General features: G+C 69.9%; 4 protein-coding genes. All 4 read left to right on the forward strand.

Annotated elements, in window-relative coordinates; all coding sequences use genetic code 11:
* Nucleotides 1-116 precede the first annotated feature (116 nt).
* The 4 genes from BLV01_RS19980 (at nt 117) to BLV01_RS19995 (ending at nt 5577) form a co-directional block, all read left to right on the forward strand.
* Nucleotides 117-839: a glutathione binding-like protein gene (locus tag BLV01_RS19980; RefSeq protein WP_091804149.1), complete on the forward strand. Its 723-nt coding sequence runs from the start codon at nt 117-119 to the stop codon at nt 837-839.
* A 99-nt stretch (nt 840-938) separates the two neighbouring features.
* Nucleotides 939-3155 carry a S9 family peptidase gene (locus BLV01_RS19985; protein ID WP_091804152.1) on the forward strand — a complete coding sequence of 739 codons (2217 nt, stop codon included), beginning with the start codon at nt 939-941 and terminating at the stop codon, nt 3153-3155.
* Between the two features lie 43 nt (nt 3156-3198).
* On the forward strand, nt 3199-3621 hold the full coding sequence (locus tag BLV01_RS19990) for a cytochrome c oxidase assembly factor Coa1 family protein (protein ID WP_091804155.1): 423 nt from the start codon (nt 3199-3201) through the stop codon (nt 3619-3621).
* Between the two features lie 156 nt (nt 3622-3777).
* Nucleotides 3778-5577: a DUF885 domain-containing protein gene (locus tag BLV01_RS19995; protein ID WP_091804157.1), complete on the forward strand. Its 1800-nt coding sequence runs from the start codon at nt 3778-3780 to the stop codon at nt 5575-5577.
* Nucleotides 5578-6000: the final 423 nt, after the last annotated feature.

Here is a 6000-nt window from a genome sequence, read left to right on the forward strand (position 1 = left end):
CTGGTACGCGCCTTTCCAGGCCCGCAACGGCCGCTCGCGCGGGGCCGCGCTTACACTGCCGGCTGCCGCGAAACCCGGTTTTCGCACGTTCGTCCACTCAGCGGAGTCCGTCCCCCATGATCGACCTGCACTACTGGCCCACCCCGAACGGCCACAAGATCACCTTGTTCCTGGAAGAGGCCGCCGATGCCGGCCGGCCCCAGGCCTACCGCATCGCGCCGGTCAACATCGGCGCCGGCGACCAGTTCAAGCCCGAGTTCCTGGCGATCTCGCCGAACAACCGCATGCCGGCCATCGTCGACCATGCGCCGGCGGACGGCGGCGCGGCGGTCAGCGTGTTCGAGTCCGGCGCGATCTTGCGGTATCTGGCGGAAAAGACCGGGTTGTTCGCCCCCGCCGACCTGCGCGGCCGGGTCGAGGTCGACGAATGGCTGTTCTGGCAGGTCGGCGGCTTCGGGCCGATGCTGGGCCAGAACCACCACTTCAACCGCTACGCGCCGGAGAAGGTGCCCTACGCCATCGACCGCTACCAGCGCGAGACCGAGCGCCTGTACGGCGTGCTCGACAAGCGCCTGGCCGGGCGCGCGTTCATCGCCGGCGAGGCCCTGTCGATCGCCGATTTCGCCTGCTATCCCTGGGCCCGCGAGCACGACTGGCACCACGTCGATCTGGCCCGCTACCCCGACGTGCAGCGCTGGCACGACGCCCTGTCGGCACGCCCGGCCTTCCAGCGCGCCTACGAAATGGGCAAGGTATACCGCGCCGACAAGGCCATGACCGACGAGATGCGCAAGCACCTGTTCGGTACGCCGGGGTCGTCGGCGCCCAATCCGCAGTAACGCCAGCCGCCCCGCTGCCGGCCCCGCGCCGGCGGCGTTCGCCACGGACCGCCCAATCGAATGAACACACCCCGCCGCCTCGCTGCCTGCCTGCTCGCCATGTCGCTGACCGCCGCCACGCCCGCCCTCGCCGCTCCGCCCGCCGCCGCCCCGGCCGACGGCCGCCTGACCCTGGAAGCGCTGACCGGCGACGCGCCGCTGTCGGGGCCGAGCCTGCTCAAGCCCAAGGTGGCGCCCGACGGCAGCAAGGTGAGCTTCCTGCGCGGCAAGCCGCGCGACCGCAACCGCCTGGACCTGTGGGCCTACGACATCGCCAGCGGCAAGACCGCGCTGCTGGTGGATTCCGACGACGTGCTGCCGGGCGCGGAAGTGCTCAGCGACGCGGAGAAGGCGCGGCGCGAGCGCCAGCGCATCGCCGCGCTGTCGGGCATCGTCGATTACCAGTGGTCGCCCGACGGCAAGCGCCTGCTGTTCCCGCTCGGCGGCGAGCTGTATCTGTACGACCTGACCAAGACCGGCAAGGCCGCGGTGCGCCGGCTCACCCACGGCGAGGGCTTCGCCACCGATCCCAAGCTCTCGCCTAAGGGCGGCCATGTGAGCTTCGTGCGCGACCGCAACCTGTGGACGATCGACCTGGCCGACGGCAAGGCGACCCAGCTCACCGCCGACGGCAGCGACACCATCGGCAACGGCGTGGCCGAATTCGTCGCCGACGAGGAAATGGACCGCCACACCGGCTATTGGTGGGCGCCGGACGATTCGGCCATCGCCTTCGCCCGCATCGACGAATCGCCGGTGCCGGTGCAGAAGCGCTACGAGGTCTATCCCGACCGCACCGACGTGGTCGAGCAGCGCTATCCGGCGGCGGGCGACCGCAACGTGCGCGTGCGCCTGCTGGTGGCGCCGGTCGGCGCGGCCGGCGCGGCGCGCGAGATCGACCTGGGCAAGGAGCAGGACATCTACCTCGCCCGGGTCGATTGGCGCGACGCCAAACGGCTGACCTTCCAGCGCCAGTCGCGCGACCAGCACACGCTCGAACTGATCGAGACCGACCTGGCCAGCGGCAAGCAGCGCACGCTGCAGACCGAGACCAGCAAGACCTGGGTGCCGCTGCACGACGACCTGCGCTTCCTCGCCGACGGCCGCATCCTGTGGAACAGCGAGCGCAGCGGCTACGAGCATCTCTACCTGCTGTCGGAAGACGGCGCCAAGGCCACCGCGCTGACCGCAGGCGACTGGCCGGTGGACAGCGTGCTCGCGGTCGACGAGGCCGCCGGGCAGGTGTATTTCGCCGCCGGCAAGGATCGCCCGACCGACGCCCAGGTCTATCGCGTGCCGCTGGCCGGCGGCGCGATCGAGCGCCTGTCCAAGGACGACGGCATCCACGCCGCCAGCTTCGCCAAGAACGCCAGCGTCTACGTCGACAGTTGGTCGAACCCGACCACGCCGCCGCAGCTGGAGCTCAGGCGCAACGACGGCAGCCGCATCGCCGCGCTGATCGCCAACGACCTGGCCGACCCCAAGCATCCCTACGCGCCGTACCTCAAGGCGCAGCGGCCGCTGGAGTTCGGCACGCTCGCCGCCGCCGACGGCAAGACCGAACTGCACTACAGCCTGATCAAGCCGGCCGGCTTCGACCCGGCCAAGCGCTACCCGGTGGTGGTCTACGTCTACGGCGGCCCTGCGGCGCAGTCGGTCAAGCGCGTGTGGGCGCCGGACTTCAACCAGTACCTGGCCCAGCACGGCTATGTGGTGTTCTCGCTCGACAACCGCGGCACCCCGCGCCGCGGCGCGGCGTTCGGCGGCGCGCTGTACCGCAAGCAGGGCACGGTGGAGATCGCCGACCAGCTCGAAGGGGTGAAGTGGCTGAAGTCGCAGCCGTGGGTGGACGGCGCCAAGATCGGCGTCTACGGCTGGTCCAACGGCGGCTACATGACCTTGATGATGCTGGCCAAGGCCAGCGACCAGTACGCCTGCGGCGCCGCCGGCGCGCCGGTCACCGACTGGGGCCTGTACGACAGCCATTACACCGAGCGCTACATGGGCCTGCCCAAGGACAACCCGGACGGCTACCGCGAAGGCCGCGTGCTCGAACACCTCGACGGGCTGACCTCGCGCTTGCTGCTGATCCACGGCATGGCCGACGACAACGTGCTGTTCACCAACTCCACCGTGCTGATGAGCGCGCTGCAGCAGCGCGGCCGCCCGTTCGAACTGATGACCTACCCCGGCGCCAAGCACGGCCTGCGCGGGCGCGACAACCTGCACCGCCTGCGCCTGACCGAAGACTTCTTCGAACGCTGCCTCAAGCGCTGAACGGCCCACCCCGCCACCGACCGACGACAAGGAACGCGACGCGATGGAAACCGAGTACCGCAAACCCTGGGTGCAGCGGCATTGGGTGCTGATGCTGGTGCTGAGCTTCGTGGTGCTGATGGCGCTGTCGCTGGCCGTCGGCCTGGGCTCGCTCTACGTGATGATGTCCTCGGTCAAGGACACCGCGCCCTACCGCGAAGCGATGGCGCGGGTGCGCGGCGACGCCGGCATGGCCCAGGCGCTGGGCCAGCCGATCCAGACCAAGTGGATCCCGCTGGGCGTGGTCGAGCAGCGCGAGCAGGGCCGGGCCGCGTTCGTGGTGTTCCTGCACGGCCCGCGCGGCGACGGCAGCGTCGATGTGCAGGGCGAGTTCGAAAGCGGCACCTGGCACTACCAGCGCCTGCAGGGCGAGGCCTTCGGCCCGCCGCGCGAGCGCTTCGACCTGCGCAGCGCGGCCGACCAGTGAGCCGCGCGGCGCTCGGCCCGGCCGCCGCGCCGCCGCGCCGCACGCCGCGCGCATGACCTTCGGCGCTTGGCCGGACGCGTCCGCGGGCCGATGCTGGCGGACGCCATGCGCCAGCCGCCGTTTCTTCTTTCCGCACTTCCGACAAGGGTCGCCGCCATGAAACCGCTCGTCCTCGCTATCGCCCTGGCGCTGTGCGCGCCCGCCCTCGCCGCCGCGCCGGCCGCCGCGCCCGCCGCGGCCCAAGCCGCCAAGCCGGTTCCGGCCTGGGTCAACCAAAGCAACGAGTACACCAAGATCCTGATCAAGGCCCAGGCCGATTTCTCGCCCGAGGGCTTTTCCTTCTTCGGCATCCCCGGCTACGACGACAAGGTCAGCGACCTGCGTCCTGGCGTGAACGAGCGCTACCGCGCGGCGATGGCCAAGGCGCGCGCGCAGCTGCAGGAGAAGCTCGAACTCGAGCGCGATGCGAACGTGCGCCAGGACCTGCAGATCCTGCTCGGCGCGATCGACCAGAGCGTGCAGGGCAGCGAACTCAACGAGAAACTGATGCTGCCGTGGTTCGACGCGCCGCAGACGGTGTTCTCGGGCATGAACGCGCTGCTGTCCGACCAGACCCCGCCGCAGCGCCGGGCCAAGGCGCTGGCGCGCCTGCAGGCCTACGTCGGCCAGGCGCCGGGCAGCCAGCCGCTGACCGCGCTGGCGCGCCAGCGCTACGAGGAGCGCCTGAGCAACCCGGCGCTGCTGCAGCCGACCAAGCTCGAAGTCGAGCAGGCCCTGGCCAACGTCGAGACCTACGCCGCCGGCATCCGCAAGCTGTTCGCCAAGTACAAGATCGCCGGCGCCGACAAGGCGCTCGCGGCGATGGAAACGCAGCTGCGCGAATACGGCCAGTGGACCCGCGAGCAGGTGCTGCCGAAGGCGCGCACCGACGCGCGCCTGCCGGCGGAGCTGTACGCGTTCCAGCTCAAGCAGTTCGGCATCGACGTCGAGCCGCAGCTGCTTATGCAGCGCGCCCAGGTCGAGTTCATGGAAACGCGCGCGGCGATGCGCCAGCTGGCGCCGCTGGTGGCCCAGGCCAAGGGCCTGAAGGTCGCCGATCCGCACGACTACGTCGCGGTGATCCGCGCGCTCAAGGCCGACACCATCCCCAACGACCAGCTCGAAGGCCGCTACCGCAAGGTCATCGACGCGATCGACCCGATCATCCGCAAGGAGAAGATCGTCGACGTGCCGCAACGGCCGATGGTGATGCGCTTGGGCAGCGAGGCCGAATCGGCGGCGCAGCCGGCGCCGCACTTCCTGCCTGCGCCGCTGGTCGGCAACACCGGCCAGCAGGGCCAGTTCGTGCTGCCGGTGGCGGTGCCCAGCGCCGACGGCAAGGCGCTGCACTACGACGACTTCAACTACGAATCGGCGGCGTGGACGCTGTCGGCGCACGAGGGCCGCCCGGGCCACGAGCTGCAGTTCACCGCGATGGTCGAGCGCGGCATCTCGCTGGCGCGCACGATGTTCGCCTTCAACTCGGTCAACGTCGAAGGCTGGGCGCTGTACGCCGAAGCCGAGATGGTGCCCTACGAGCCGCTGGACGGGCAGTTGATCGCGCTGCAGTTCCGCCTGCTGCGCGCGGCGCGCGCGATCCTCGACCCGATGCTCAACCTCGGCCTGACCGACCGCGCCAGCGCCGCCAAGATCCTCGGCGAGCAGGTCGGTTTCTCCGAGGCGATGACCAAGCAGGAACTGGACCGCTACATGTTCAACGCCCCGGGCCAGGCCGGCAGCTACTTCTACGGCTACAGCCGGATCCTGGAACTGCGCATGCAGACCGAACTTGCGCTGGGCGACAAGTTCGACCGCCTGGGCTTCAACAACTTCCTGCTCGACCAGGGCCTGCTGCCGCCGTCGCTGCTGGCCAAGGCGGTGCAGGAGGACTACGTGCCGCAACGCAAGGGCAAGTGACGTGCGCGGCCGAGGCCGCCGGACGAGGAAGGCCGCGGCGATCGCCGCGGCCTTTTTCGTTGCGGCCTCCGGCGCCGGTGCGATGCCGGCGCCACGACACCTCGTCAGGCCCAACCCGCCATTGCGGCGAAGGTCGGAATCCACAACATCTAGCTGTTGCTGTTGCCGTTGCTGTTCGCTTGGACGCAACCCCGCCCGAGGCCCCGGTTGCGCAGACCCGGAGGGCGCGCGCATGGATGCGCGCGTGCGCCGTAGGGGCAGGAGGCCCCTTACGGCGCGTCCCCGCGCCCGGTGCTGGACTTAGTGGCTAGTGATCTTAAACAAGCGTTTTTCTTTGGTTACTTTCTTTTGGCGCGCTGCCAAAAGAAAGTAACTCGGCCGCTTGCGGACGAAAGCTGTTGATTGTCGCTTGTCGTCACTCGT

It is taken from the genome of Lysobacter sp. yr284, from assembly GCF_900107375.1.
In the GTDB taxonomy this organism is placed as follows: Bacteria; Pseudomonadota; Gammaproteobacteria; order Xanthomonadales; family Xanthomonadaceae; genus Lysobacter.

What these genes read in the sequence shown, in the direction of transcription:
- BLV01_RS19980 (WP_091804149.1), top strand. Translation starts at nt 117, where the DNA reads ATGATCGACCTGCACTACTGGCCCACCCCGAACGGCCACAAGATCACC.
- BLV01_RS19985 (WP_091804152.1), top strand. Translation starts at nt 939, where the DNA reads ATGTCGCTGACCGCCGCCACGCCCGCCCTCGCCGCTCCGCCCGCCGCC.
- BLV01_RS19990 (WP_091804155.1), top strand. Translation starts at nt 3,199, where the DNA reads ATGGAAACCGAGTACCGCAAACCCTGGGTGCAGCGGCATTGGGTGCTG.
- BLV01_RS19995 (WP_091804157.1), top strand. Translation starts at nt 3,778, where the DNA reads ATGAAACCGCTCGTCCTCGCTATCGCCCTGGCGCTGTGCGCGCCCGCC.